The sequence below is a fragment of the Marinobacter litoralis genome (assembly GCF_003336705.1).
Taxonomy (GTDB): domain Bacteria; phylum Pseudomonadota; class Gammaproteobacteria; order Pseudomonadales; family Oleiphilaceae; genus Marinobacter; species Marinobacter litoralis.
Genome location: NZ_QMDL01000003.1, coordinates 584,618 through 608,696, shown reverse-complemented (window position 1 = coordinate 608,696; position 24,079 = coordinate 584,618). Strand labels below are relative to the sequence as shown.

Annotated in this window: 24 protein-coding genes; 9 read left to right on the top strand and 15 right to left on the bottom strand. The window is 55.6% G+C overall.

What is annotated here, in order from left to right; translation table 11 throughout:
- Positions 1-287: 287 nt before the first annotated feature.
- Entirely contained in the window at positions 288-569 is a 282-nt protein-coding gene (locus tag DOQ08_RS12475) for a hypothetical protein (protein ID WP_114335276.1), read from the top strand.
- A gap of 2 nt (positions 570-571) precedes the next feature.
- On the opposite strand, the gene DOQ08_RS12470 is transcribed toward DOQ08_RS12475, so the two are convergent.
- The 8 genes from DOQ08_RS12470 to ftsY all read right to left on the bottom strand — a co-directional run bounded on the left by DOQ08_RS12470 (position 572) and on the right by ftsY (position 8,788).
- Positions 572-2,050 carry a HAMP domain-containing sensor histidine kinase gene (locus tag DOQ08_RS12470; protein ID WP_114335275.1) on the bottom strand — a complete coding sequence of 493 codons (1,479 nt, stop codon included), beginning with the start codon at positions 2,048-2,050 and terminating at the stop codon, positions 572-574.
- Complete coding sequence (locus tag DOQ08_RS12465) at positions 2,037-2,717, bottom strand: winged helix-turn-helix domain-containing protein (RefSeq protein ID WP_114335274.1); 681 nt, start codon at positions 2,715-2,717, stop codon at positions 2,037-2,039. The genes DOQ08_RS12470 and DOQ08_RS12465 overlap by 14 nt, the downstream gene beginning before the upstream one ends.
- A gap of 104 nt (positions 2,718-2,821) precedes the next feature.
- Positions 2,822-3,601, bottom strand: a complete 780-nt coding sequence (hyi, locus tag DOQ08_RS12460; protein WP_114335273.1) for a hydroxypyruvate isomerase — start codon at positions 3,599-3,601, stop codon at positions 2,822-2,824.
- 22 nt (positions 3,602-3,623) lie between these two features.
- A complete protein-coding gene (locus DOQ08_RS12455; RefSeq protein WP_114335272.1) occupies positions 3,624-4,535 on the bottom strand; it encodes an NAD(P)-dependent oxidoreductase in 912 nt (303 codons plus the stop codon).
- A gap of 246 nt (positions 4,536-4,781) precedes the next feature.
- Positions 4,782-5,642, bottom strand: a complete 861-nt coding sequence (gene rpoH, locus DOQ08_RS12450; RefSeq protein ID WP_114335271.1) for an RNA polymerase sigma factor RpoH — start codon at positions 5,640-5,642, stop codon at positions 4,782-4,784.
- 206 nt (positions 5,643-5,848) lie between these two features.
- Positions 5,849-6,856: a permease-like cell division protein FtsX gene (ftsX, locus tag DOQ08_RS12445; RefSeq protein ID WP_114335270.1), complete on the bottom strand. Its 1,008-nt coding sequence runs from the start codon at positions 6,854-6,856 to the stop codon at positions 5,849-5,851.
- A complete protein-coding gene (gene ftsE / locus DOQ08_RS12440; RefSeq protein ID WP_114335269.1) occupies positions 6,846-7,538 on the bottom strand; it encodes a cell division ATP-binding protein FtsE in 693 nt (230 codons plus the stop codon). The genes ftsX and ftsE overlap by 11 nt, the downstream gene beginning before the upstream one ends.
- 26 nt (positions 7,539-7,564) lie before the next feature.
- The gene (gene ftsY / locus DOQ08_RS12435) at positions 7,565-8,788 is read right to left on the bottom strand and encodes a signal recognition particle-docking protein FtsY (protein WP_114335268.1); all 1,224 of its coding nucleotides are present in this window, start codon (positions 8,786-8,788) and stop codon (positions 7,565-7,567) included.
- 158 nt (positions 8,789-8,946) lie between these two features.
- Here ftsY and rsmD point away from each other — a divergent pair, with 158 nt between their 5' ends.
- Positions 8,947-9,585, top strand: a complete 639-nt coding sequence (gene rsmD / locus DOQ08_RS12430) for a 16S rRNA (guanine(966)-N(2))-methyltransferase RsmD (RefSeq protein ID WP_114335267.1) — start codon at positions 8,947-8,949, stop codon at positions 9,583-9,585.
- Between the two features lie 81 nt (positions 9,586-9,666).
- On the opposite strand, the gene DOQ08_RS12425 is transcribed toward rsmD, so the two are convergent.
- The gene (locus DOQ08_RS12425) at positions 9,667-10,845 is read right to left on the bottom strand and encodes a DesA family fatty acid desaturase (RefSeq protein WP_114335266.1); all 1,179 of its coding nucleotides are present in this window, start codon (positions 10,843-10,845) and stop codon (positions 9,667-9,669) included.
- Positions 10,846-11,028: 183 nt separating this feature from the next.
- On the opposite strand from DOQ08_RS12425, the gene mutM reads away from it, so the two are divergent.
- From mutM to DOQ08_RS12395, 6 genes are all read left to right on the top strand, one after another.
- Positions 11,029-11,841, top strand: coding sequence for a bifunctional DNA-formamidopyrimidine glycosylase/DNA-(apurinic or apyrimidinic site) lyase (mutM, locus tag DOQ08_RS12420; RefSeq protein ID WP_114335265.1), 813 nt, complete (start codon positions 11,029-11,031; stop codon positions 11,839-11,841).
- 191 nt (positions 11,842-12,032) lie between these two features.
- Positions 12,033-12,365 carry a hypothetical protein gene (locus DOQ08_RS12415; RefSeq protein ID WP_114335264.1) on the top strand — a complete coding sequence of 111 codons (333 nt, stop codon included), beginning with the start codon at positions 12,033-12,035 and terminating at the stop codon, positions 12,363-12,365.
- An 86-nt stretch (positions 12,366-12,451) separates the two neighbouring features.
- Positions 12,452-13,138, top strand: a complete 687-nt coding sequence (gene yrfG, locus DOQ08_RS12410; RefSeq protein ID WP_114335263.1) for a GMP/IMP nucleotidase — start codon at positions 12,452-12,454, stop codon at positions 13,136-13,138.
- A gap of 57 nt (positions 13,139-13,195) precedes the next feature.
- A complete protein-coding gene (gene hslR / locus DOQ08_RS12405; RefSeq protein WP_114335262.1) occupies positions 13,196-13,603 on the top strand; it encodes a ribosome-associated heat shock protein Hsp15 in 408 nt (135 codons plus the stop codon).
- A gap of 89 nt (positions 13,604-13,692) precedes the next feature.
- Entirely contained in the window at positions 13,693-14,547 is an 855-nt protein-coding gene (gene hslO / locus DOQ08_RS12400; RefSeq protein WP_114335261.1) for an Hsp33 family molecular chaperone HslO, read from the top strand.
- Positions 14,548-14,718: 171 nt separating this feature from the next.
- A complete protein-coding gene (locus tag DOQ08_RS12395) occupies positions 14,719-16,254 on the top strand; it encodes a phosphoenolpyruvate carboxykinase (RefSeq protein ID WP_114335260.1) in 1,536 nt (511 codons plus the stop codon).
- A 124-nt stretch (positions 16,255-16,378) separates the two neighbouring features.
- On the opposite strand, the gene DOQ08_RS12390 is transcribed toward DOQ08_RS12395, so the two are convergent.
- Together DOQ08_RS12390 and DOQ08_RS12385 are read right to left on the bottom strand one after the other, a co-directional pair.
- Complete coding sequence (locus DOQ08_RS12390) at positions 16,379-18,442, bottom strand: TRAP transporter large permease subunit (protein WP_114335259.1); 2,064 nt, start codon at positions 18,440-18,442, stop codon at positions 16,379-16,381.
- Between the two features lie 27 nt (positions 18,443-18,469).
- On the bottom strand, positions 18,470-19,522 hold the full coding sequence (locus DOQ08_RS12385; protein WP_114335258.1) for a hypothetical protein: 1,053 nt from the start codon (positions 19,520-19,522) through the stop codon (positions 18,470-18,472).
- Positions 19,523-19,678: 156 nt separating this feature from the next.
- On the opposite strand from DOQ08_RS12385, the gene DOQ08_RS12380 reads away from it, so the two are divergent.
- On the top strand, positions 19,679-19,951 hold the full coding sequence (locus DOQ08_RS12380) for an HU family DNA-binding protein (RefSeq protein ID WP_114335257.1): 273 nt from the start codon (positions 19,679-19,681) through the stop codon (positions 19,949-19,951).
- A 46-nt stretch (positions 19,952-19,997) separates the two neighbouring features.
- Here the strand turns inward: DOQ08_RS12380 and DOQ08_RS12375 are convergent, their stop codons facing one another.
- From DOQ08_RS12375 to pyrR, 4 genes are all read right to left on the bottom strand, one after another.
- The gene (locus tag DOQ08_RS12375) at positions 19,998-21,017 is read right to left on the bottom strand and encodes a putative solute-binding protein (protein WP_114335256.1); all 1,020 of its coding nucleotides are present in this window, start codon (positions 21,015-21,017) and stop codon (positions 19,998-20,000) included.
- Positions 21,018-21,222: 205 nt separating this feature from the next.
- A complete protein-coding gene (locus DOQ08_RS12370) occupies positions 21,223-22,521 on the bottom strand; it encodes a dihydroorotase (RefSeq protein WP_114335255.1) in 1,299 nt (432 codons plus the stop codon).
- Positions 22,518-23,537, bottom strand: coding sequence for an aspartate carbamoyltransferase catalytic subunit (locus tag DOQ08_RS12365; RefSeq protein ID WP_114335254.1), 1,020 nt, complete (start codon positions 23,535-23,537; stop codon positions 22,518-22,520). The genes DOQ08_RS12370 and DOQ08_RS12365 overlap by 4 nt, the downstream gene beginning before the upstream one ends.
- A 27-nt stretch (positions 23,538-23,564) precedes the next feature.
- On the bottom strand, positions 23,565-24,074 hold the full coding sequence (gene pyrR / locus DOQ08_RS12360; protein ID WP_114335253.1) for a bifunctional pyr operon transcriptional regulator/uracil phosphoribosyltransferase PyrR: 510 nt from the start codon (positions 24,072-24,074) through the stop codon (positions 23,565-23,567).
- Between the last annotated feature and the right edge of the window lie 5 nt (positions 24,075-24,079).

Below are 24,079 nucleotides of genomic sequence, written 5' to 3'. Positions count from 1 at the left end.
CGTTTGCGCTCAACCTGGCTGGAAAATATGGGGGCATAAAAAAACCCCGTGGATCACGGGGTATAAGGCTAGCGCTGTGCTGGAGGAAGAAGCAACCTTAGTCGGCCTGCCTCTTCGTCTACACTAACTATTATGCAGTTTGACCATTACCCGGCAGTGGCCACTCCATTACCTTTTGGAAAGAGCATCCACAACACCGGTCATCGGGAAATTAGGTTGCACACTCTAGACACTATCGTTAATTTCCCCCTCACTACCCCTTACTCACCATTTTGTGGAGACACACCATGAACACTCAAAAGATTCTGAATCTGGCGCTGAAAGGCGTTGATAGTCTGGGCTTCAAACTGGAAGAACTGGGCATCACCAACAAGGTGAACCGCCACAACATCGCGGCGTTTATGATGGCTGAGCAAAAGCATCTGGAAGGTGAGTGGGACAGCCTGCAGGTGAAAGTGGATCACCGTCGCGCTCAGTTTGAAGCGCTGACCCAGCAAATTGAAAATCGCGCGGAAGCAATCTTCAGCCCGCTAATGGCGCAGGTTAACCGGTTCCGCGCCAGCCACTGAGATTACGCCTGACTGTCTGCGGATGAGCGAGCCTCATCCGCTCCGTCAGTGACCTGCTCAACCTGAGTCGCTCTGATACGTTTTCTGACCCCGGTAAACGCCGGCATCTTGACCGCGACCGTCAGCCCTGGCATCTCCGCTTCAGGATGACTGTCACTGAGCAATATTTCCCCTTGATGAATCTCTGCCACTGCGCTGACCAAGCTCAATCCCAACCCATTCCCCGGCAATGAACGACTCTTGCCAACCCGGTAGAAGCGCTGGAACACCTGATCTTTTTCATCATCCGGGATACCAATGCCGGAATCCTGAACCTCAAAAACGGCGCTGGTTCCTTCTTTACGAACCACGACCACAATACCGCCATGTTCCGGCGTGTACTTGATGGCGTTGTCGATCAGGTTACTGACCATCTGAAACAACAGATCCCGGTCACCCTCAATCATCACTTTGGGTTCCATCACCTGCTTGAACTGCTGATCTTTGTCTTCGGCCAACGCTTCGTAGAGTTCACAAGCATCACCCACCAACTCATCCAGCGAGATCACTTTCATGTCAGCGGTGTTGCCGCGTGTTTCCAGCCGAGCAATTCTCAGCAATGCGTTGAACGTGGCTAGCAGCTGATCGGCTTCGCCCACGGCCCGGCCAACCTGTTCGCGAGCTTCATCGTTATCCACAGAAATCAGGGTACGTTCCAGCTGGTTGCGCAGCCTTGTCAGCGGGGTTCGCAAATCGTGGGCAATACTGTCGGAAACGTGTCGAATGCCTTCCATCAGATACACGATGCGGTCCAGCATCTGATTCAGGTTTTCCGCCAGCTGGTCAAAATCGTCGTCGGTACCGCGGGTCGGAATTCGCAATGAAAGGTGGCCGTTCATGATACGGCGAGAGGTGTTGTTGATCACTTCAATACGGCGGGTGGTGCTTCGGCTCATCAAAAAGCCGCCCAACAAGGCCAGTGCCAAGGTAATGCCCATACCCCAGTTGATTGCGCCTTCGATCACCCGTTTCAGGCTGGTCAGCTCATCAACGTCGCGGCCCACCAGCAACCGAAGACCGCCCTGTACGTCGAAGATGCGTGCACGGGCTAATCGTTCCGGGCCTTGCCAGCCCACGCTGGAGTCCAGAGTAAAGTTGATCCAACCGCTTTCAGCGGTGCGGCTACCTTCCGGCCAGGCTTCAATGTTGCCCGCCAGCTTTAGCAGATCATCGGTAGAAAGAAGGTAAACCGTTTTAGCGTTGGGGTCGCGCGCGACACGTTCCCGGATAATGGTAATCAACCCGTTAACGCCTCGCCCGCGGTACTGCTCTGCGAGGCCTGCAATTTCGGCCTCGATCGTCTCATCAGTCTGAGCGGTCATGAATCCCGCTGTGCGCCAGTATATAAATGCCAGAAGCAAAAATACCGAGGTTGCAAACACCACCATATAAAGCAGCGCCAGCTGGAAAGACGACGTTCTGAGCTGACTAAGCAGTTTCACGCAACATGTATCCCGCACCCCGGACTGTTTGCAGCAAAGGGGTGTCGAATTCCTTATCGATTTTCGCGCGCAGGCGGCTGATGTGCACGTCGATCACGTTCGTCTGGGGATCAAAGTGATAGTCCCAAACTTTCTCCAGCAACATGGTCCGAGTGACTACCTGGCCGGCATTACGCATTAGATATTCCAGCAACCGGAACTCCCGGGGCTGCACATCAATGCTCTGACCGGAGCGTTTAACGGTACGCGCGAGCAGATCCATCTCCAGATCGGCCACTTTCAACACCGTTTCGGTTTCTGCCGCCTGACGATTGCGACGCACCAAGGATTCAATTCGTGCCAGCAGCTCGGTGAACGAAAATGGCTTGGTCAGGTAATCATCACCACCGCCACGCAAGCCTTCAACCCGATCATCCACATCGCCCAGCGCGCTCAAAATCAGCACCGGAACCTGATTGCCGGTGGCCCGCACCGTCTTGATGATGGAAAGGCCGTCCATGCCGGGCAGCATACGATCCACAATCATGATGTCGTATTCTTCACTCGCAGCCATCATCATGCCGTCTTTACCATCGGCGGCGTGATCTACTACGAAATCCGATTCCTTCAGCCCCTTTACCAGGTAACTTGCTACATCCTGATCGTCTTCGATTACCAGTGCTTTCACCGGTGAGCCCTCCTGATAGCGGATAACATTAACTCTAAGGTTACGAAGAACCGGCAGTTCGGGCCAGTTACGATCTTGTAAGAGGGTGTCGCGTCTGACGACGGTCAAGCAATGCGACGCAACCACCCCAGTGTCTGCTCGGTCACCCCGGAGGGCTTGTACTCAGCGCTGGCCCAGCCCTCGTATCCCATCTTATCCAACGCTGGAAAAACATTCGAAAAGTTAATCTCACCAGTACCCGGTTCGTGCCGGCCCGGGTTATCGGCAAATTGCACGTGGGCAATCCACGGCAGCAAACACTCCATGGAGCGCACCACATCCCCTTCCATGATCTGCATGTGGTAGATGTCGTACTGCAACCGAACGTTATCTGCATCCACTTCTTCAATAAGCGCCATCACCTTACCGGAGGTATCCAGCATAAACCCGGGCATGTCCACGCGGGAGTTGATCGCTTCCAGACACAAGGTCAATCCAGCCTCGGAAAAACGCTCGGCGGCATACTGAACATTCGCCACCAGCGTACTCCAAGCTTCGTCCTCACTCAGCGCTTCCGGCTTCAGCCCAGCCAGACAGTTCAACTGCTTGCAGCCCAACACCTTCGCATAAGCGATGCCTTGATCGACCCCGGCCCGAAACTCCTCAACCCGGTCCGGAAAGCAGGCAATACCCCGCTCACCGGCCTGCAAATCCCCCGGCGGCAGGTTAAACAACACCTGAGTCAGCTCATTAGCCTTCAGCTCGGCGGCAATCGCCTCCGCCGGCCACTCATACGGGAACAAATACTCCACGCCACTGAACCCGGCAGCCCGGGCCTTGGCAAAACGCTCAAGAAACGGCACCTCAGTGAACAGCATCGACAAATTGGCCGCAAAACGGGGCATAACAATCTCCTGGTTTCGAGTCTTATGTCTTCGGCCCACGGCCCAAAGAACCCATCAACGCACCGTTCAGGTGCTCCAGCTCCAGCAAAAGCCCACTGTGGTCCACTTCACTGTGCCCGTTTGCCACCAACGACAGATACTCATTATGTACCTGCTGAGACAAAGGCAGCGTCAACCCTTCGGCACGGGCCTCATCCAGAATCATCCGCAAGTCCTTCAACTGAATCCGCGCCGGCGCACCCGGCGCAAAATCCCGGTCAATCATCCGCTGGCCGTGCAGCTCCAAAATCCGACTTCCGGCAAACCCGCCCATCAAAGCCTCCCGAACCGCCGCCGGATCAGCGCCACCCTTGGCCGCCAACAACAAGGCTTCAGACACCGCCCCAATGGTAATCCCGACAATCGCCTGATTCGCCAACTTAGCCAACTGCCCGGCCCCCACCGGCCCAATGCGAGTGCATTTTCCCAGCACCTCGAACACCGGTAACGCCCGAGCCACATCCGCCTCGGAACCACCCGCCATAATGCTCAACCGAGCCTCCGCCGCACCCACCGTGCCACCCGACACCGGCGCATCCAAATACCCCGCACCCTGCTCCGCCGCCAACGCCGCATGACCACGCGCCACCGACGGCTGCACCGAGCTCATATCAATCAACAGCGCGCCGGCCTTCAACGCGGCAATGGCACCTTGCCCCACCAACACATCGTCCACCACCTGCCCGTTCTCCAGCATGGTGATCACCACATCCGCATCGGCCACCGCTTCGGCCGGCGACTTGGCAATGGTGGCTTCGCCGGCAAACGGCTCGCACTTACTCTGCGTTCGGTTCCACAACGTCATTGGATAGCCTGCGTTCAGCAGGTTTCGGGTCATAGGCGCGCCCATCAGACCAATGCCAAAAAACGCGATACGAGGAAGTTCTATAGTCATCTTTAGGAATCCCACTCAAAGGTCCGACGAAGGGGTTGGGGCAGCCTTTCCAAAAATGTGCGCAGCCATGGATGGCGGAGCAGAAGCGCCACAAGGACGTGCCGAAGGAGCGGTTTTTGGAAAGGCTGCGCCAACCCCGTCACCCCGGAGGTATGTTTTGTAACAGATGCGTCGATTATACAAACAAAAACGCCACCAACCGCGAAACGGTGGTGGCGTTTTCAAACACTCAATACAAAAGGGCTACTAAGCCGCTTCCGTCATCTGAGCCTTAATTTTCTTCATGGCGTTCTTCTCTAGCTGCCGAATTCGCTCAGCAGAAACACCATACTTGTCCGCAAGCTCATGCAACGTCGACTTACTGTCCGTCAACCAACGCTCACGCAGGATATCCTGGCTGCGCTCATCCAAAGCACTCAACGCATGCATCAAGCGGCCATTGGAATCCTCAGACCAGTTGGAATTCTCAAGCTGTACCGCCGGATCCGCACGGCGATCCTCAAGGTAATGAGCCGGTGCCTGATACACCGCATCGTCATCATCGTCCATCGGACCGTCAAACGACGCATCACGGGAAGCCAACCGGCCTTCCATCTCGCGCACCACTTTGGGCTCCACGCCCAAATCTGCAGCCACCGCGTTCAGCTCATCGTGATTCAACCACGCCAACTTCTTCTTCTGACTACGCAGATTAAAGAACAGCTTACGTTGTGCCTTGGTGGTCGCTACTTTCACAATGCGCCAGTTACGCAAAATGAACTCGTGAATCTCAGCCTTAATCCAGTGCACAGCAAACGACACCAAGCGCACACCGTATTCCGGATTGAAGCGCTTAACGGCTTTCATCAAGCCGACGTTGCCTTCCTGAATCAAATCCGCCTGAGCCAGACCGTAGCCCGAATAACTGCGAGCAATATGAACCACGAACCGAAGGTGCGAAAGCACCAACTGACGGGCCGCTTCTACATCACCCTCGTAATGCAGCCGTTCCGCCAAATCCCGCTCTTCTTCCACCGTAAGAACAGGAATGCGGCTTGCCGCCTGAATATAAGATTCTAGATTCGCGCCCGGAACCAGTCTGTCAGCCAGCTGTAAACTCGTACCCATGCCTTAACCTCCGAACCTGACGGGCCTAAAATATATCAACAAACTGCAAGACCGCCAAGATCTTAATAAGTTCCCGAGAATTCCAGTAAAACGTTAATTATCAACAATCTGGAAAACTCACCGTGCCTGCCTGAAACGCTACATTAGTTTAATTAAGCTACGCCAGATCAAGCATTGAATTCAATACGGTATTCCCGTGATCTACATCACCCGCCGGCAATTTCCCCCGGCTCTATATCGTCCAGATGACGCTTCACTGCCACCCAAGCGCCTAGCCAGCCTAACAGCATTGCGATGATAATCAATGCTGCCGCACCCTCGAAGCCTAACCCCTGCAATGCAAACTCACTGCGATACAAATCAGCCAAACGTTCGATCGGACCATTTAGCCACCACAACGAAACCTGAATCAACACCCAGGCAACCAAACCGCCCCCCAAACCAAACCAAGCGCCGGAGTACAAAAAAGGTCTGCGCACAAACGCATCGGTACCACCGACCAGTTTCGCCACCAGAATTTCATCACGACGGTTCTCGATCGCTAAACGTACGGTATTACCAATCACCAGGATCACCGCTGCGCCCAACAACAACGATAAAGCCCACACCGCTCGAGCCAGAATATCGGTCATGGCATTCAAACGCTGCAACCAACCCAGATCAACCTGCACCTGATCCACCCGACCCAGGCCTTCAATAAAAGTCACCAGAGCCTGCACGCTTTCAGCCGTGCGCGCGTTCTCTTCGGGCGAAATCAACAAAGTATGCGGCAAAGGGTTCTCGCCCAGAAAATCCAAGGCATCACCCAAGCCCGACGCAGCCCGAAACTCGGCCAAAGCCTGATCTCGTTCCACCAACTCGACCGACAGAATCCGCCCGTCACCGTCTATTTCACGAGCGATATCCCGAGCCTGCTGTACCGACGTATCCATATTCAGATACGCCGTAATCCGGGCACTGCTCTCCCAGCCAGCACTGACACCCTGCAAGCTGGCCAGCAGCAGCAACAAAGCCACCGGTAACGCCAGTGCCACACCCATTACTGTCCATGTCATCAAGCTGGCTATCGGCGTTTTCAGCAAACGCTGAGCAGACGCACGGGCCACCTTACGATGATGGTCCAGATAGCTTTTCGCCTGATTATTAATGGGAGATTTAGTGCGCGTGGCAGCCCCACGCGGGCTTTCAGACTTCTGTCGAGGATCAGCGGCCATTCAACCCTCCTCCGACCGGTGCACTGCCGCCTGCGATCAGCTCACCGTGGTCCAGCGTCAGCCGGCGACGGCCCATTTTGTTGATCAAGGCGATGTCGTGAGTGGCGATCAACACCGTTACACCCACCTGACTAAACTCCGTAAACAGCTGCATAATGTCTGCGGACAATTGCGGGTCGAGGTTACCGGTAGGCTCATCCGCCAGCAGCACCGGCGGCTTATTGACCACCGCACGGGCAATGCCTACGCGCTGCTGCTCACCACCAGAGAGTTGCATGGGGTTCATTTTTTCTTTGCTCAGAAGCCCCACCTTGTCCAGCGCAGCCCGCACCCGCCGGCCGATGTCCCGCGGGGCAACACCCATCACTTCAAGAGGCATGGCCACGTTGTCAAACACGGTGCGATCAAACAACAGTTGGTGGTTCTGAAAGACCACGCCGATGTGGCGCCGAATGTAGGGAATCTGTCGTTTCGGAAGGCTATTAAGGCGCTGGCCGCCAACCACCACTTCACCCGCAGTCGGCCGCTCCATCACCATGATGAGCTTCAACAGGGTACTTTTCCCGGCACCGGAGTGACCGGTCAAAAACGCCAACTCGCCCCGACCGAGATGAAAATTCACCTGGCGCAGGGCGGTGTGATCAGAGTCGTAGCGTTTAGTGACCTGTCGAAACTCTATCATCTAGGTTGAGGCTCCCGAGCCGGGTGTCATTCGTCGAACAAGGCACTGACGAACGTTTCTGAATCAAACGTGCGCAAATCTTCGGCCTGTTCACCCACACCGATGTAACGAATAGGCAGCTGAAGCTGGCGCGCAATGGCAAATACGATACCGCCTTTCGCGGTGCCGTCCAGTTTCGTCAATGTAATGCCTGAAACACCCACGGCCTGTTGGAACACCTGGGCCTGACTCAAGGCATTCTGGCCGGTACCGGCATCGAGCACCAACATGACTTCATGCGGAGCCGACTCATCCAGCTTCTTCATCACCCGAACGACCTTGCTCAGCTCGTTCATCAGGTTGTCTTTGTTCTGCAAACGCCCGGCGGTATCGGCAATCAGGATATCCGTGCCACGGGCTTTCGCCGATTCAATCGCATCAAAGATCACCGATGCACTGTCGGCACCCGTATGCTGGGCGATCACCGGCACGTCGTTACGCTCACCCCATACCTGCAGCTGCTCCACGGCGGCAGCGCGGAAGGTATCGCCGGCGGCCAACATGACGGACTTGCCTTCGCTCTGGAACTTGCGGGTCAGTTTGCCAATGGTGGTGGTTTTGCCAACGCCGTTAACGCCAACGACCAGAATGACGTAAGGCGCTTTGCCGGAGTCAATTTGCAACGGTTTGGTAACGTCTTTCAATAAACCCTGAAGCTCTTCGCGAAGCGCCTTACGCAAGGCCTCGCCGTCTTTGAGCTGATTACGCTCCAGCTTTTCCGTCAATGATTCAATGATTTCCGACGTTGCCGTAACCCCGACATCCGCCATCAGCAAGGATGTTTCGATTTCTTCCAGCAGGTCTTCATCGATTTTCTTACCGACCGAGAACAGATCAGCAAGGCCGCCGGTCAGGCTAGCTCGGGTTTTACCCAAACCTTTCTTGATGCGCTCAAAGACGCTGATTTCCGACTCTGGCTCTGGCTCTGGCTCTGGCTCTGGCTCTGGCTGGGATTTTACTTCCGGCGCCGGAACAACGTCTGGCTCCACAACCGCAGGTTCTTCAGCCGGCGCTTCCGGCGCAACACCTGCAGCCGGCTCAGCGGACTCTTTTTCGGCCTCAGGTATAGGGGCCGGACCTTTGGCAACGTCCGGTTTCCGCTGCGGGACCGGCTTCGGGCGAGGAATCCGCTTACGATTGCCGGTAACGTCCAGCACGAAGAAAAGAACAAGAAGGGCCAACAGGCCAATTGAAATCCACTCTGCCGTCATAGTCTTACCATCTGTCTGAAAATGGGCGCGCGAAAGAAAGCGCACATTCTAGCAGACTGCAGGCGCTAAGTGATGGGTCGCGCGGTTATCGCTCCGCTCTGGCTTTCCGGTACTATTACCGCCCTAATACACCACTCTTCCAGCCCGTGGAGCAGATCATGGCGAAACGCAAACCAGCCCCCCGAAAACCTGGCTTTGGCGCAGCACAAAGCACTGGCCAAGGCGGCAATGGCGAGTTGCGGATCATCGGCGGTGACTGGCGCAGCCGAAAATTACGCTTCCCGGATGTAGGCGGCGTGCGCCCGAGCCCGGCCAGAATCCGGGAAACCCTGTTTAACTGGCTGAACTATCACGTTGCCGGCAGCGACTGCCTGGACCTGTTTGCCGGTTCCGGAGCGCTGGGCCTCGAAGCCCTGTCACGCGGTGCCTCACAAACGACGTTGGTGGACCACACGCCTGCGCTGGCGAAAGCACTGCGGGACAACCTTCGGCTTTTGGACTCGGACAAAGGTGCCGTGATCTGCCAAGACGTTGAGCAGTTTCTGAGCCATCGACAACAGCCGCCGTTCGACATCGTGTTTATGGACCCACCGTTTCGCCAAGGCTGGCTGGACAAGCTGTTCCCGCTGCTGGACTCGGAGCAATGGCTAAAACCCGGAGGCTGGGTTTACGTTGAACACGAAAGCGAACTGCGAACGCCACCCACCCCGAAAAGCTGGGAACTGCACCGCCAAAAGATCGCAGGGCAGGTGAACTACAGCCTGTACCGGGTAACGGCCGAGGCAGGCTCAGAATAAGACCTGAGGAAGAATGGGCACTAAAAACGAAAAAAAGCCCGGATGGGTTAACCATCCGGGCTTTTTCAATACTGCGCTTAATCAGCTCACAGGGCGCAGCGAATAGGCTCGCAGGTGCGCCGAAAACTCTTCCAGATACCGAATACCACTGGCTTCCGCGTCCTTGCACCACTCCATCAAGGCCTGCAGTTTTTCCTGGGGCTTCAGGCCACGCTGACGCCACAGCAGTTGCAATTCTTGGTGCTTTTCATAGATCTGACGCAGAATTTCATTGCGCTCCAGAACCGTCTCCAAATGCGCCTTTTCACGCGGCTTGATGAGCGCTTCTTCGCGATGCAGCAAACGCTTGAGCTTGCGGTACATCGGACGAACTTCCTCATCCATCAAAGACCGCTGCTGGCGCAATACCGGCTTCATCACCCGCTTGCGATACTGGCGCATGATGTCAAAACGATTGTTCGCAATGGCCTGTACAGTTTCCACATCCACGTCCAGCTTGCCGGGCACGTGGTGCGCAATCGGGCGGTAACCTTTCGGCTTGGCCAAACCAAACAACTGGAACAGACGAATGTAACCCCAACCGATATCCACTTCGAACCAGCGGCGCGACAGCTTTGCCGAGTTCGGATAAGTGTGGTGGTTGTTGTGCAGCTCTTCACCGCCGATCAAAATGCCCAGCGGCGAAATGTTGTGGGCATTGTCCGCGCACTCATAATTTCGGTAGCCCAAATAGTGGCCGAGCCCGTTGACAACGCCGGCGGCCCAAACCGGGATCCACATCATCTGCAGAGCCCAGATCCAGATACCGTTCACGCCGAACAATGCCAGATTGATCACCGCCATCAGTGTGATCCCCAAAAACTTATGCGGGGTATACACCTTACGCTCGATCCAGTCTTCTGGCGTGCGCTGTCCGTAACGCTGGAGAATCTCCGGAGTGGCCGACGCGGCGTACAGCTCAGCACCTTCAAACAGCACCTTACGAACACCAAGAACAACCGGGCTGTGCGGGTCTTCTTCGGTTTCACATTTGGCGTGGTGTTTACGGTGAATGGCCGTCCATTCTTTGGTGTTCTGGGCCGTGGTTAACCACAGCCAGAAACGGAAGAAGTGTTTCAGAACCGGGTGCAAATCCAGTGCGTTATGAGCCGAATGTCGATGCAGATACAGCGTAACACTGACGATTGTGATGTGAGTCATCACCAAAGCAGCCACAATTAACTGCCATACAGAAAGGTCTAAAAGACCGTTAAACCACATAAAATTTCCTCGAAAATCAATCTACTTCGACATACGGCACGAGAACACAACTGCGGGCATTCGAAGGGAATTATCCTAAACACACTTTAGCGTACAGCTGTACGCCAGAACAACCATATTTGGTGGACTTTTTGTTACCGTTTACACTTATCCGCTTCGTAAGCGGCGAATGGCGGAGGCTCCGTGCCCGAATTACCTGAAGTAGAAACCACTCGGCAAGGCATCGCTCCCCATTGCGAAGGCCAAACCGTGACCGGGGTTCGTGTACGCAATGGCAAACTCCGCTGGCCAGTCCCTGAAGACCTGCCCGATTTACTGCAACATAAAATCATTCGCGCCGTTGAGCGCCGCGCCAAATACCTGTTCCTGCACCTCGATACAGGCTCTGTCATCGTTCACCTGGGTATGTCAGGCAGCCTGCGGGTCATCACAGACAACAGCCCGGCGATGAAACACGATCACGTCGAGCTGAGTTTGAGTAATGGCCGAATCCTTCGTTTTAACGACCCCCGCCGATTTGGCTGCTGGCTCTGGAGTGAGGACTACCGCGCCCACCCCCTGATCCGGGATCTTGGCCCTGAACCCTTGTCGCCAGATTTCAACGGAGCCTTGCTGTTCCGGCTTTCCCGCGGCAAACAAACGCCAATAAAGTCATTCATCATGGACAACCATGTCGTGGTTGGCGTCGGCAACATCTACGCCAACGAAGCCCTCTATAAAGCGGGCATTCACCCTAAGCGAAAAGCCGGGCGCATCAGCCTGGACCGCTACCACAAACTGGCCGAAGCCATAAAAGAAACCTTAAGTGCCGCCATACTGATGGGTGGCACCACGCTTCGGGATTTCGTTAACAGCGACGGAAAACCGGGGTATTTTGCCCAATCCCTGCTAGTGTATGGTCGCGCCGGTGAAGCCTGTCCGGAATGTCAGGCATCATTAAAAGAAATCCGCATGAACAACCGATCAACCGTCTACTGCCCCCGGTGCCAGCGTTAGCCTTACCCGTTATTCGTGAGCGGCCCCTCTTTTTAGCGAGAAAGCGTTTGAAATTGCGGCAATATGATTCATAGTTAACAGAGAATTCATAACCGTGCGCTATACTTACGCCTTACACCACTGAAATGCGTACAAAGTTTCGGGCTAGAAGTTCCGGTTATGCCGGGCGATTCGTTCAGGAGAGATTACCCATGATTCGCAAGTTTTCCCGCACACTGGTAGCCACTGTCGCCGCCTGCCTTCTCGCGTTTTCATCCATGGGCCACGCCCGTGCAATCGATGAAAGCCCTTCAGCCCTCGCAATGACAACCGACGCAGTACTTTTGCGTCCGGCTCTGCTGGCAACCACCATTGTCGGCACAGCCGTTTATCTGGTGTCTTTGCCGTTTTCCGCCTTGGGTGGCAACGCCGGTGAAGCCGGAGAGGTTCTCGTGGTCGGTCCAGCCAAGGCGACGTTTGTACGCTGCTTGGGCTGCACCCGCAGCGGCCGGAAGCAAGAATCGGTGTCGCAATCTGACGACTGAGCACACCGCTCTCTCCGTATAATTCCGGCTTGCCAGAGGCCGGAATCTAAGGCAGCCTGAAGCGAAATTCTTCGGGCTGTTTTGTTATGGTTGATTGGTCATCACTCGACACAGTGTTTCTGGACATGGATGGAACACTGCTGGATCTGCATTTCGACTCTCATTTTTGGCTGGAACACCTGCCGAAACGTTATGCCGAACAGTTCGACCTGCACCCACAGGAAACCAAAGACCAGCTGATCAGCATGATCATGGCCGAACGTGGAACACTGAACTGGTACTGCACGGATTATTGGAGCGACCGGCTCTCGGTGGATATCACTCAGCTGAAAGCGGAGGTCGGTGATCGCATCGGCTACCGACCACACGTGCATGATTTTCTGGGAGGCCTGCGCGCGGCCGGACTTCACTCGGTCATCGTCACCAACTGCCATCCGGACCCTTTGGCCCTAAAGCTTCAGCGAACCGGTCTGGATCAGCACGTAGACATGATCATTTCCAGCCATGAATTAGGCAAACCCAAAGAAGACAGAGAGTTTTGGAGCGATCTGTCTAAGCGGGTCAGCTATCAGCGCGAACGTACTTTGATGGTCGATGACAGCTTCCCGGTACTTGAAAGCGCGCAAGACGCCGGCATCAGCCAATGCCTGGCGATTCTCGCGCCCGATAGCACTCAAGCGGCCAAACCTCATCACCCTGATATTCCTGGCATTTGTCATTTCGATGAAATCTTGCCGTCTTTGCAAACCCGTCGAACACTGCCATCAGCCTGACGAGGCCGTTATAATTCGAGGGATGATTGCCCGGAGCGCTCATCAGGTAAAAAAGATATGAAGGCTACAAGCACTGAAGATCAAAAAGTACGGCTCGACAAATGGCTGTGGGCGTCGCGCTTCTACAAAACGCGGTCTCTGGCGAAAGAAGCCATAGAAGGCGGCAAAGTCCACTACAACGGCCAAAGAACCAAGCCCGGCAAGATTGTCGAGGCAGGGGCCAAAGTCACGCTTCGTCAGGGCTGGCAGGAGAAGATCGTTGTCATTGATGGCATCAGCGACCGCCGCCGCGGAGCGCCGGAGGCACAGACGCTATACCACGAGACATCAGAAAGTGCCAAAAAACGGGAAGAGCTGGCCTGGCAACGCAAAACCATGCAAGCCGCACAATTGCCTCCCGCGCGGCGGCCCAGCAAAAAAGATCGGCGCAAAATCCAACGATTTCGGGAAGAAAACGACTTGTAGCCCGTTACTACAAGCTCGGAGGCTCCGGCATCAACACACAGAATTCGCTGCCCTGAGCGGGCAATTGACCAACATTTTCAGGAGACACCATGGCATCCCGAGACCAGTTCCAGCGTTTTATCTTTGAGCACAGCCAAGTGCGGGGTGCTTGGGTGCAGCTGGGCGACAGCTACAATGAAATCACCCGACAGGCGCCCTACCCGGACGCAATCCGTGACTTGTTGGGCGAAACACTGGTTGCCAGCGTTTTGCTAAGCAGCACACTCAAGTTCGAAGGTACGGTAGCACTACAAGCCGCGGGCGAGGGCGCTTTGCGCACCTTGATGGCCGAATGCAGCCACGACCGCAACATCCGCGGTCTGGCTCGCTTCGACGACCAAGCCATGAGCGGCGGCACCCTGAACGAGATGCTGGGCGATGGCCGTATGGCGATCACCATCACTCCAGACAAGGGCCAGCGTTACCAGGGCGTTGTTCCGCGGGAAGCTGACACACTCGCCGGCTGTCTGGAAGAGTATTTCGAACGCTCCGAACAGCTTGCTACCAGCCTGTTCCTGTTTGCCAATGAAGGCTCGGCGGCAGGTTTGCTACTGCAACGACTGCCGGGGCATACCGAGGAAGACGACGAGCTCTGGAGCCGGGTAAACCATCTGGCCAGCACCGTAAAGGCTGAAGAGCTGCTTGATCTCGACAGCGAGACCCTTTTACACCGCCTGTTCCATGAAGAAACCGTGCGCCTGTTTGACTCTGAACCAGTGGCATTTCGTTGCAACTGCTCAAGAGAACGCACCCTAGGCGCACTGGAATCGATTGGCAAAGAAGAGTGTTACAGCATTTTGGAAGAGCAAGGCAGCATCGAAATGGACTGCCAGTTCTGTCACGCAAACTATCGCTTCGATAGAAACGACATTGACCATCTTTTCACCGGTCATACGTTACACTGACACCCAACCAATTTATCCGGAAGCCGCGCCAGAAGCGGCCTCCGGAGCAGTCGTTTTTTACCGGCGTCTCTGGCATAATAGCGCGCCTGAATTGACCCGATTGTTCAGAATTCCGCCAACTTTGAAATGCGGACTGGGCAGTCACTAAGACATCCCGAGGGCGAGGTCGAAGTGAGCAACACTTATACTGATCTGAATACAGCACGGCTGGTCGAGCTAGCACTGGCAAGGAACGAAGGCCAACTGGCAGCGAACGGTTCTCTAGTGGTCACCACCGGTGAGCGCACCGGCCGGTCACCGATGGACCGCTTCATTGTTCAGGAGCCCAGCACGGCTGACGATATTCATTGGGGCCCGATCAACCGCCCCTTTGATGCCGATAAGTTCGACGCCCTCTGGGATCGCGTTGAAGCCTACATTGCCGAAAAAGACCAGTTCGTTTCAAACGTTCATGTAGGCTCAGACCCTGAGCATTACCTGGCCGTGAAAATGACCACCGAAACGGCTTGGCAGAACCTGTTCGGCCGCAACCTGTTTATCCGCCCGGAAGCCTATAACCCGGCTGACAAGCAGGAATGGCAGATCCTCAACGCGGCTAACTTCCAGTGCGTACCCGAGCGTGACGGCACCAACTCCGATGGCTGCGTTATCATCAACTTTGCCAAGCGCAAAGTTCTGCTGGCAGGCATGCGCTACGCCGGCGAGATGAAAAAAGCGATGTTCTCTGTGCAGAACTTCCTGCTGCCAGAAAAAGACGTGCTGCCAATGCACTGCTCTGCCAACGTCAGCGAAAACGGCGACACCTGCTTGTTCTTCGGCCTATCCGGCACGGGTAAAACCACTCTGTCTGCAGACCCGCACCGCTTCCTGATCGGTGACGACGAGCACGGCTGGGGCCCGGGCACTGTGTTCAACATCGAAGGTGGCTGCTACGCCAAGTGTATCGATCTGAGCCAGAAGAACGAGCCGATTATCTGGGATGCCATCCGCTTCGGCGCGATCGTCGAAAACGTGATGATCGACCAGGAAACTCGCGAGCCGGATTACACCGACGTTTCCCTGACCGAAAACTCTCGTTGTGCTTACCCGCTTGAGCACGTAGAGAAGCGCGTTCTGGAAAACCGTGCCGGTGAGCCGTCACACATCATCTTCCTGACCTGCGACATGACCGGCGTTCTGCCTCCGGTGTCTATCCTGACTCGTGAAGCGGCTGCATACCACTTCCTGAGCGGCTATACCGCACTGGTTGGTTCTACCGAGATGGGCTCTTCCTCCAAGCTGAAGTCCACGTTCTCAACCTGCTTCGGCGCACCGTTCTTCCCGCGTCCGGCTGGCGTATACGCTGAACTGCTGATGAAGCGTATCGATGAGTTCGGCAGCAAGGTCTTCCTGGTCAACACCGGCTGGACCGGCGGCCCGTTCGGTGAAGGTAAGCGCTTCAGCATTCCGACCACCCGCGCCATCATTGCTGCGATTCAGAACGGCGACCTGGACGACGTGGAAACCGAGCACCTGGATGCACTGAACCTCGACGTGCCCAAGCACATCCCGGGTGTAGACAGCGAACTGCTGAACCCACGCAATACCTGGACTAGCCCGGAGTACTATGACGGCAAGGCTCAGGAGCTGATTGGCCAGTTCGTTGAGAACTTCAAGAAGTTCGACGTGGCGGATGCCATCGTTGAGGCGGGTCCGAAACTCAGCTGAGTTTTCTCCGGCCAAAAAAAAAGCGCCTTGCGAAAGCACGGCGCTTTTTTTGTATTCGGAAGAATCATCAATTGCAGCGAAGGCGAGGCTCCCAGACACCGGTCACCTCGCCCCGTTAAGCCCCTTAAACGGCATAGAACAGTAAGGGAACAAACGCGACCAACACCAGAGATATGCCCATGGCAATCAACGGCATAATGATGCGCTCATGACGCTGATAGAAAGTACCCTCTTCCGCTTGGGCCGCCAGTACCTCGGCTTCTCCGACCACTTGCCGTGTCAGTAGGTGGTTCAAGGCAACCGGCGGGCTCAGGTAACCCAGCTCAAAGGCCACCAGCGTCACCATCCAGAAATGGACCGGGTGGATACCGCTCGAATAGGCAATGGTTGCGACCGTCGCCGTAACCAGAATGACCGCACCAAAGGCATCCATGATCATCCCCAGAACCACCAGGATAACCACCATCAGCACCATCGCCGACCAGGCACTGTCAAACGCCTGCGGGAAGGCTTCCATAATATGGGAACGCTCGATAACCCCACCGATACTGACCGACAGCCCTAATAACAACAGCAGAGCACCGATTTCCGCTGTGGTGTCGTTGGTAGCATTTCGAACGCTTCGTTCCAGCCCCTGGTGACCACCCTCGGATGCTGCCACTCGCTCCCGTTTACGACTCACGTGTTCGTACAACAAAATCGACAACATGATTACAGGCAGCAATCGGGGCGCGGAGAATTCGTCCATTTTTACATCGAGAGCGAAACGGTACAGCAACACCACTGACACGATCACCAGGACATAAGGAATCAACGGCCGCAGGGCGCGGATACTCGCGGGGAACGCTTCTGAACCGGGAGCGAGGTTGAACTGGCTTTGGCGGTTAACGGTGGTCGCAACGATGCCGAACAAGGTCGCGGTCAGCACGAACACCCAAATACCCCAACCGAACAGCTCATCCGTCGTGACTTCGCGGTTAAGATAAGCGATCACCACCACGAGCAAGCAAGGCCGCAACACGACCCCCAGCGAGCCAGACATAGCCGTAGCCGCTAACGCCAGATGACGCCTCGCACCAGCCGCCCGCAATTCACTGTATATCACCGCACCAGCGGCGATCACGAAAATACCGGAGGCACCGGTATAGGCTGTAGGAATGGCGGCAACCAACACCGCAACCACCGCCAGCATCTCCGGCGGCATACGCCATGGCCGAAACACATCGAACACCAGAGTGGCCAGTTTGGTCTGTTTGAGCATCATGCCCACCCAAACGTACAAACCGACATTCAGGAACATATCGGCCAACTCGACCATCTTGCCCAGATAGATACCAATGCCGGACGAGTGACCAATCAGCGCAAAGTAAGTACCTGAAATCAAACACATCACGGTGTACAACGGCACCGCCATGAACGCTTTGCTCGGACTTCCGCCGGGCTCAAGATCATCAGGTACACGAACGAGGCGATACAAACTGGCCAAGGTCAAGCAGGCGAAACCGGCGATCCAGAAGTTGTGTAACAACATTTCTTCACTGGACAATGCCGTGCTGCTGGCAAGGGTAGACTGTCGAAAAATCACACTGGACCCGAGCAACATCGCATTGGCAATCGTCTGCAGGGTCATGGAAACTGTATAATCCAGCCGGGTTTCCATCGCGCGCATGGCAATATGGTGGCGGGTTAGCGTAGCGGTGACGGCACACAACATGACCAATATCACCAATATATAGCGCTGTGCCGCAAGCCCGAACGCAATCAGATCAGCCACAAACAATTCAACGGTCCGATACGCCTTTACACCCGGGGTTAATTTATCCTGTAACTCGGCGTAACTGGTATGGGCTGCGCGGCAATCCGCGGCTGAACGCTCAATGGCCAAGCGGACCTCAGCGGGGTCTTTCTCGAAGTCCCCCAATAGCGCTGCCATGGGGTCGTCAGCCGGCGGCGCTTCGGCCATCTCCTTCGCCACTGCGGCATCCACATCCTGAATGACTTCACACTGAGGCTTAACCGGATCCATCCGGAGCTTGTAATAGCCACCCCACATCTGCTCCCCACCCCGGAGCATCTGGTTATGGATATCACTGCTGGTAGAGAACAGCACCACAGCAAGTAAAAGCAGACAGGCTGGCAGCGAAGAAAACCACTCCAGCCCACTACGGCTCATTCGACCCTGAATCATGACAACGCACTCTGGAAAATGACGGATTTACAACAGATCGTCGAGATCCATGGTTTCAACGGGCGCTCGCTGATCATCCCAGAACGAGCCGAAACGGCCGGATGGTGTCCGATGCCCGGTGTTTTCCATCCACAGCTTGTCGGAGATGGTCACCAACATGTTTCTGGCCATGGCATCAATGAAGCGCCAGTCCTCACTAACCTCAACCGTTTGCTCGGAATCGGCGAAATCACGAATAATGTCCTTCACCAGAGCGATATCATTTTTGTTGGTGGCGGCAATGGCGTGGAAAACGTGGCCCAGGCGAACCCCGGCGTCCTTACCTTGCTCTTGCGCCGCAGCCAACCGCTCGAAGGCATCCTCACCCTGCGGCTGAGTGCCTGGAATCATGGCCCATACGGTAGCTCTCAGCCCCATGGGCGCACCCCACCACTGGTTGTTGTCCAGACACTGACTGGCGCGCCCCACAATCGAACCTGTGTTGAATGGCACGCCAATGGACGAGGCCGCCTGAATCTGCGCACTCAGCGCCTGCATACCCGACAATAACCCGGCCATATAGATGAACTCATCGGCCTCATCGTCAAAGCTTGGGCATTCAGCGCCATCCGGATTGCCATAATGGGTGTTGTGATGCTGCCAACCTTTGTAATAGCGCTTGGCCGCAACGGTATAGGCCCGCTTTTTCTGAATGAATGCGTCTTCAGCCCCGGTGCCGTCATTGGCATACAGCTTCGCCATACCGTCCAGCTCGTGCTCGATGGCACGCTCTTCAGCGCAACCTCCGGCGGAGAGGTATAACATCACGGCAATTTGATCCGGCTCGCTGGTTACACGGCCAAACGACATCAGCAACGGTGCCGTGGCCTCACTCATGGCGCAACCCATCGCCAGATCGTCGGACTGCATCAGGTAAGGCACGGTGTGATTACGGGAAAACCCTTTCATCACGTCACCCGTGGTTTTGTAAACCATGTGGTTGACCACCCCACAGCCACTTAACGCCACGCTGGCTGCAACGGCGGCCACAAAACCCCTTAGCCGTGTACCTGAAGCCATCTTTTTCCGGGAAACTGTCATATCAACTACACCCTTTTATTCTTATGCGTATTCGCAGATCACTGAGGCTCGGGTTTGCACATTTGCGCCAAACCCACTATAGATTGCATACGCTGCCCGCCTGCGCTCGGCAGCTCACACAAAGACAACAATCAAAACAAAAGACAGGAGTACTTTATGCGCAAACCTGAACTTTCCGCCGCTATCGCCGAGCAAGCCGGTCTAACCCGGGAAAAAGCCAGCGAGGTAATCAACGCGGTAACCGATCAGATTACCGCGGCGGCTGCCCGAGGCGACGACATCAGTCTCATCGGCTTCGGCACCTTTTCAGTTCGCAAACGGGAAGCTCGCAGCGGAAGAAACCCGCAAACCGGTGCGACCATACAGATCGCCGCCAGTAAAACCGTTGGCTTCAAGCCCGGCAAAGCGCTGAAAGACGCCGTCAACTGATTCGGCGACAGCCCGCTTGTGCGGGCTATCTTCCCGACTAATTATCTCAGGACGCACATTCCGATCTGGCGCCATCTACCCGGCAACGTATCGCTTTCATCAACTTGATGGCCCGCTCGTCGTACACGCCGTCCTCAAGCAATGACATCCGCACCTGACGAAGCATTTTGTCGTATTCGGCTGTGTCTTCCTGGGGCAGGTTCACCCAAACGTTCTCCGGAATACTGGCTTCCGCTTCGGCGATAATTTCGTAGGCCTCGTCGATACGCTTAATGGATTCATCACGCACCATTTGGCCTGCATCTTCCGGGAATCGCTCGGTATTGATGATCACCTGAAAGTTCATATAACCCAGCGCGTACTTGAATACACCACCCTTGTCGCCGATGCCCTTATAAAGCTCGAGCGGCTGGTAAGCCACCGCAGGCGCATAAGCAAAATCAACGCTGCCGTTATTGAATTTACCGGCAAAATTGGCCGAGTTTGAGCCAACAACCGAAGCGCCCACATGGCGAACCATCCGCACCGAGGCTGTGTCGTAATCCAATGTGGCAATGCGCTTGCCCTGCAGCTTTTCGACCGTATCCAGAGTGCGGTCGCGGGCATGCAGATACACCGCACCCCCGGGGAAGACCCCGGCCACTTCATACGGGCCGTCAATCAGGAACGGACGTGCCTTGGGCTGACTCAAGGTATTGAACAGCAGACGCATTTCCTGCTCACCCGGAATCGCCCCCATGGCCTCGAGGGTCCCGGTAAATTTGTTGAATTCTCGGGCACGGGTACCCGTTAACAACACCGCATCACACTGGCCCGCCTTGAAGTCTTCTGCCGCCACTTTCTCATCGGTGTATGCGCGCAGATTAAGTTTGATTCCACGCTGAAGGGCAACCGGCTGAAATTCTTTGGTAATGGAAAAGAGCGGGCCATTGGCGCCTACCGGATCAAACACACAGAAGGAGCGTTCGATGATGTCTGTCTGAGCTTGCGCATGCATCGGAGCAACGAAACTGGCGCAGAGTGCAGCAGCCGTAGCAAGACGGCGGGTGAATCGAATGGCTTTCACGGGATGACTCCTGATTATTATTGTCAAAAGCATGGACTGGCCTGCTGCCAGCAACTCATTCATTTAAGTGAGTTATGTTAGTTCGAGGGGATCTAGGATACGTTGGCTCAGGTGACTGCCCGCAAGGCCTTTTAGGAATATTGGTTACAAATTGTGATGGATTCGACAGAGGTAGTGCCGCCTCCGTCGAATCCTGTGGTGTACGTTAGTGGTTATCCACCCAAACCGGACGGCCAGCCACCAACGTCAGCTCAACCTTGCCTTCCAGCTTCCGCCCCATCAACGGTGCGTGCTTACCGGTAGACACCAAGGTCTGCTCGGACGGCTGCCAGCTAGCGGCCGGATTGAAGATACACAAATCCGCAACGGCTCCAGACGCTATTTCAGGCGACAATCCAACAATACGCCCCGGCCCCTGGGTAAGCGCGGTCAGCAACCGTTGCCGACTCAATTCGCCGCTTTTCACCAACTCCAAACCCAGCGAAAGCACGCTTTCGATACTGGACAGGCCTGGCTCGGTGGCTGGCAGCGGCGCTTGCTTGGCCGCCGTATCATGAGGCTGATGCTGACTGACGATGGCATCGATCACGCCTGCCTGAACGCCAGCCACCAGAGCTTGACGATCGGCTTCAGAGCGCAGCGGTGGCCGAACGTGGTACCGGCTATCAAAACCCGCCAGCGCCTCTTCGGTGAAGCACAGCTGATGCATGGCCACATCGGCCGTCACGTGAACACCTCGCTTCCGGGCATCCGCCACCATCTCAACACTTCGGCCACTGGATAGCTGGCTTAGGTGCAGTTTCACACCGGTTTCTTCAGCAAGGAGCAGCATTTCCATCACCGCCGCCGTTTCAGCGACCTCGGGTATGCCCAGCAGCCCAAGACGCGTGGTCACCTGACCATCATGAGCATAACCATCCGCCGCCAGCGCCTGATTTTCCGGGCTGAACATAACGGTCAAACCGAAAGTCTGGGCATACGCCATACAACGGCGCAAAATTCGGGCATTTTTAATGCCGCGGGAGCCATTACCCACAGCCACACAGCCGGCGTTTTTCAGACCCGCCAGATCGCTGAGAAGCTCACCCTCCAGCCCTCGGGTAATTGCACCAACGGGCAATACACGGACCGAACCACGCAATGATGCTCCGTCACGAATCAGATGTGTCACTGCACTGGAATCGTTTACCGGCGAGGTTTCAGGTGACGCACACACCGTTGTAAAGCCACCATGGGCGGCGGCCAAGGTTTCTGATGCGATATTCCCTTTTTGGCCGTTACCCGGCTCCCTCAGGTTGCAGCAAAGGTCGATGAACCCCGGAGCAATCACGTATCCACTGGCATCGTATTGCTGATCGGCGTCGGCACTCAGGGCCTCCGCCCCCATGGCCACAATCTTGCCCTCTTTGATTAACAGGCCCGGGTTGTCACTCTCGGTGCCAGCGCCATCAAACAGAGTGCCGCCGGTGATTCTCAGGCTTTCGTATTGTGAACCCGCCTTCATGCCCGGCCCCCTTCTCTTTCCAGCTGCTTTTGCTGTCGTTCCGCCATTTGACCACCCATTGCCATGGACATCACCGCCATGCGAATGGCGATGCCATTGGTGACTTGGTTCAGAATCACCGACTGCGGGCCGTCCGCCACCGCGGATTCGATTTCAACGCCTCGGTTAATCGGGCCCGGATGCATCACAATGCAGTCGGGTTTAGCCAAGGCCAATTTATCCTGATTAAGCCCGTACAAGCGGTAGAACTCCCGTTCGCTCGGCAACAAGGCACCTTCCATGCGTTCTTTTTGCAATCTCAGCATGATCACTACGTCGAGGTCTTTCATACCTCGGGCCATGTCGTATTCAACCGTGCAGCCCAAGTTCTCTACATCCCTAGGCAACAGGGTTCCGGGTGCAATCACTCGCACTTCTTCCGCACCAAGCTCGTTCAGCGCACGAATCTGGGAGCGGGCCACGCGGGAATGCAGAATGTCGCCAACAATGGCCACTTTCAGCCCCGCAAACGATCCCTTGTGCTGGCGAATGGTCAGCATATCCAGCATGGCTTGAGTCGGGTGAGCATGGCGGCCGTCGCCCGCATTGATGATCGCCACCCCGGGGGTCACGCTCTCGGCGATAAAATGAGGCGCGCCGCTCTGGGAATGCCGGACCACGAACATATCGCTGGCCATCGCCTCCAGATTTAGCAGGGTGTCGGAAAGCGATTCGCCTTTGGAGGTAGCCGACGTGGAAATATCGAGATTCAGCACATCTGCCGACAACCGCTTGGCCGCCAGCTCGAAGGTGCTTCGGGTACGGGTACTGGATTCGAAGAACAGATTTACAACAGTGCGCCCCCTCAGCAGGGGCACTTTCTTGATACTGCGTTCACCCACCTCAATGAACGAATCCGCCGTATCGAGGATGTCGGTGAGCAGTTCGCGGTTCAAGCCATCAAGGGTTAGAAAATGTCGCAACTGACCACCCCGGGTCAGCTGCAAGTGGTTCGGGGAAGGGTCAATCGCGGTCATGGCTCGCCTGTTATCAATGGGAAGGTTTTACTGCCCGGTTTCCTGAAACTCAATGTGCAACGGCTCGGGGCCGCGCAGTTTTACTCTCTGATAGGTTTCCAGTTCAAGCACTTTACCGACCACATCCGGCTGGATCGGCAACTCTCTGGCACCCAAATCAATCAATGTGGCGAGTATGATACTGGCAGGACGACCATAATCGAAGATCTCGTTCATGGCAGCCCGAATGGTACGGCCACTCATGATCACATCGTCCACCAAAATGATATCCCGCCCCTCTGTATCAAACGCCAAACTGGACGGTGTCACCGTGGGGTTTAGCCCAATGCGGCTGAAGTCATCACGATAAAACGAAATATCCAACTCGCCAAAATCCTGCTTCAGGCCCAGACGCTTGTTCAGAATGTCGGCAACCCAGACACCACCGGTACGAATACCAATCAGCGCCGGATTCTCGATACCCCGGCGCTCAAGAACATCACGCAATCCTGTTTCCAGCTCGTCCAGCAACGGATTGATATCAAGCAATGCGGTCATTAAAG